Origin of the sequence: Streptomyces sp. TRM68367 (assembly GCF_014495685.1) — a bacterium.
Taxonomy (GTDB): Bacteria; Actinomycetota; Actinomycetes; order Streptomycetales; family Streptomycetaceae; genus Streptomyces.
In genome coordinates this window covers 1-3486 of sequence record NZ_JACTVI010000221.1, presented here as the reverse complement: position 1 = coordinate 3486, position 3486 = coordinate 1, and the positions used below count along the sequence as shown (strand labels likewise).

Below are 3486 nucleotides of genomic sequence, written 5' to 3'. Positions count from 1 at the left end.
CGGCGAGCCTGTGGGCGATCAGGAAGTCCGTCAGCGCGCTGTCGGGCACGGGGCCCGGCCCCACCTGCGCGGAGCTCGAGTTCATCGCTGCGCCGCCGCGCCGCCGACCCACACACCCCGCTCGGTGGCAGCGTCCACGGCGATGTTGTCCAAGCCGACCCCGAGCCTGGCCACGATGCGAAGGTCCGGCGACGTGCCGATCGCGGTGGCCGACACGGGCGCCCAGCAGGTCAGGATCCCGGCGGGCCGGTGCTCGGCGACCAGCTCCTCGACCACCTCGGCCGAGGCGGGCTCGGCAGGGCCCGTCACCAGGGCGTGCCCCGCGCTCTCGACGACCGATCGCTCGACGGAGTCGTCGGGCCAGGCGTGGTCGGTGAGCAGCACGGTGCCGGAGCGGCTCGGTGGTTTCATGGCAGGTCGTCCTCGCAGAGTCGTGCGGCCGCAGCGGACGGCCGGGCGTCCCGCCCGGTCGCATCCGGTCAGCAGGTTTGATCGTCATCCAGAACGGCGGCCGACGTCACGTCCGATCAGGGCTTCGGTCGCCATGGGTGGGGTGAAGAGGGTCGTTGGGCTCGGGTGGGCTGCCGGCGCTCGCCGACTTGTGGTCGGTGGAGGCGCGGCGGTACGTCCCGGGAACGGGTCACGAGATGCCGGGCACGTCGCATCACTTTGTCATAGCCACGTTGTGCTAACGATAGCACTCACGGTCTCCGGTGCGTCAAGAGTCACGGAACAAGCACCGCCGAAGAAATCCGTCGTACACACCTTGACGCGCAACGGTCTTCCCTTCATGGTTTCTGCCAGCGCCGACCATGTGCCCCGAAATGGGTCTGCACGAGGCCGGCTGTCGAAGACGCCATAGCCACGGACGTCCCCGACGGGCGACATACGGCTGAATTCCGCATACGGCTTCCGACCGCGCGGCGGCCCATCGCCCCATTCCGCCAGTCGGCGGCTGCCTCGCCAACGCCGACTCGACCGAGTCCGTGTTCAGCTCACCGCTTCTCGTCTCACCGCATTCGTTGCCGCCCGTACGCCTCCGTACCGGCGATGCGTCCGCCGCGGCCTGCCGTGGCCCATTCCTCCTCAGGAGCCGCTATGACTCACACAGCGCAAGTCGACACCGGTGCAGTGCCCGTCGGTGACACACAGGAAAGCAGCCGCCCTCCCCTTTCCCGGGTCATGATCGGGGTCGGCTTCCTGCTGATCGTCCTCTCCTACATGGTCAACGCGATGGACCGTCAGGTCTTCCCTCCCCTGCTGCCCAACATCCGTGCGGAGTACGGGTTCTCCCTGGAGCAGGGCGGGCTGCTGGCAACGAACTTCACCCTCGGCATGGCCCTGGCCGGCCTGCCCGCGGGCTATCTCCTGGACCGCTTCCGCCGCAAGACGGTGCTACTGGCCAGCATCGTGATCTACTCCCTGGGCACGATGGCCACGCCGCTGGCGACCGGCTTCGCCGACATGACGGTCTACCGGGTCGTCTCCGGCTTCGGCGAGGGCATGCAGTCCGCCGCCATCTTCGCAGCGATCGGCGCCTTCTTCGCCCACCGGCGCGGCCTCGCCTTCGGCATCATCGGCGTGGGCTACTCCATCGGCGTGTTCATCGCCCCGCTCATCGGCATCCAGCTCATGAGCATGCACGGCACCTGGCACTCGCCCTTCTACCTGTTCGGCACGGCCGGGCTGCTGATCGCCGCCGCCTCCCTGTTCCTCGTGAAAACCGGCCTGACCGAACACTTGGTCGAGAAGGCCGTCTCGACCAGGACCTACGACTACATGCCGGCCTCGCCCTACAACCGCAACACCATCGCACTGGCGGTCCACGCGGTCATCAGCGGTGTGGCGATCTACGGGTTCCTGGGCCTCTACCCGACGTACCTCATCACCTCGCTGCACTACACCGCCGAGCAGGCCGCACTGGCCATGAGCTTCCTCGGTTTCGGCGGCATGACGGCCATTTTCGGCGGCTGGCTCGGCGACCGCTTCAACCAGCGCAACCTGCTGATCCTGAGCCTGCTGGCCGTCTCCGCCGTCAGCGTGTGCATCTACGAGACGCAGGCCGGAGTCGGCGTGCAGTGCGTGTTCGCCTTCCTCATGGGCGCCTTCGGCCTGGGCTTCATCTACCCCAACACCAACAGCGCGATGCAGCGGGCCGTCCGCCCGTCGCAGATCGGACGCGCCTCCGGTCTCTTCGTCACCAGCTACTACGGACCGGCGGCGTTCTCGGGACTGCTCTTCGCCGCCCTCGTGGATGCCTTCGGCTGGGACCGGGCCGGGCTCCTCCAGGTCACGCTCCTGCCGCTGGTGGGCGTCGCCGCCCTGACCTTCGTCCGGCCCGCACAGTTCAACAACGCGGTCCGCTAGCGGCACGGACCGCCGACGCGCCAAGGGGCCTGCCCACCGCCGAGCGGTGAGCAGGCCCCGTCGCACGGGCGCCAAACGGGCGTCCGCCGGTCAACGACTCTCGGCCACGACCGGGTTACGCAGGACGCCGATACCCTCGATCTCCACCTCGACCTCGTCTCCGGGGTGGATCGGTCCGACGCCGGACGGCGTACCGGTCATGATCACGTCTCCGGGCAGCAGCGTCAGATAGCGGCTGAGGTAGCTGACGATGCCGGGAACGGGGAGCAGCAGATCGGCCGTGCTGGCCGACTGCACGACGGTGCCGTTCACCCGGGTCGTCAACGACAGTCCCGAGGGGTCGAGTCCGGTCGCGATGACCGGCCCGAGGGGAGCGAAGGTGTCCTGTCCCTTCCCGATCAGAAGCGTTCCGAATGCGCTTTCCTTGCGCTGGACGATGCGGTCGCTGACGTCATTGCCGCATGTATAGCCGAGGATGTACTCATGGGCCTCGGAGGGCTTCACATGGCGGGCTTCCTTTCCGATGACGACGACCAATTCGCCCTCGAAATGGATGAGTTCACCGTCCGCCGGATAGACGATGGCGTCCCCCGGCCCCACCACCGATGTGCTCGGCTTCATGAAGCACACGGGAACTTCCGGGATCTCACGGTCGGTCTCGTCGACATGTGACGCGTAGTTGTAGGCGAACCCGAAGATACGAGATTGCTCTACCGGCGCGAGAATGACGACGTCGCCGACTGCGTCGATGTGACCCGTAGGGGACAACCCGGTGAAGGGATCGCCCTCGAATCTGGCGATTCGGGTGTCACCGGGTTCGAGTTCTCCGTAATGACGCACGCTGCCGATTGCATACCTGACGATCCGCACGGACACCTCCGCAACCAGGCAGCCGCGGGCGGCTGCACTACCCTATAGCGTAGTGCTAACGTTAGCATAGGGAAATGGCCGATTCCGGCACCTCGCCCCGCCGACCACGGAGCGCAACGAGAGTGCTATCGTTGGCACACGGAAAGTGACGGCGCGGGACCACCGGAGTTCCGCAGCAGAGGTAGCGGCATAGTCGCTGGAAATAGGGTTTGACCTGCGAAAACACAGCATGGCCCGGTGACGTGGCGT

General features: G+C 67.0%; 3 protein-coding genes. 1 reads left to right on the top strand and 2 read right to left on the bottom strand.

The annotated features are described in order from the left end of the window. Nucleotides 1–81: 81 nt before the first annotated feature. The gene (locus H8R17_RS44805) at nt 82–411 is read right to left on the bottom strand and encodes a hypothetical protein (RefSeq protein ID WP_262506044.1); all 330 of its coding nucleotides are present in this window, start codon (nt 409–411) and stop codon (nt 82–84) included. A gap of 687 nt (nt 412–1098) precedes the next feature. On the opposite strand from H8R17_RS44805, the gene H8R17_RS44800 reads away from it, so the two are divergent. After that, on the top strand, nt 1099–2367 hold the full coding sequence (locus tag H8R17_RS44800) for an MFS transporter (protein ID WP_187828895.1): 1269 nt from the start codon (nt 1099–1101) through the stop codon (nt 2365–2367). A gap of 90 nt (nt 2368–2457) precedes the next feature. On the opposite strand, the gene H8R17_RS44795 is transcribed toward H8R17_RS44800, so the two are convergent. Further along, nucleotides 2458–3237, bottom strand: a complete 780-nt coding sequence (locus H8R17_RS44795) for a fumarylacetoacetate hydrolase family protein (protein WP_187828894.1) — start codon at nt 3235–3237, stop codon at nt 2458–2460. Nucleotides 3238–3486 lie beyond the last annotated feature (249 nt).

Bases quoted from the DNA above. Each gene is read 5' to 3' on its own strand.
- H8R17_RS44805 (WP_262506044.1), bottom strand. From the start codon at position 411: ATGAAACCACCGAGCCGCTCCGGCACCGTGCTGCTCACCGACCACGCC.
- H8R17_RS44800 (WP_187828895.1), top strand. From the start codon at position 1,099: ATGACTCACACAGCGCAAGTCGACACCGGTGCAGTGCCCGTCGGTGAC.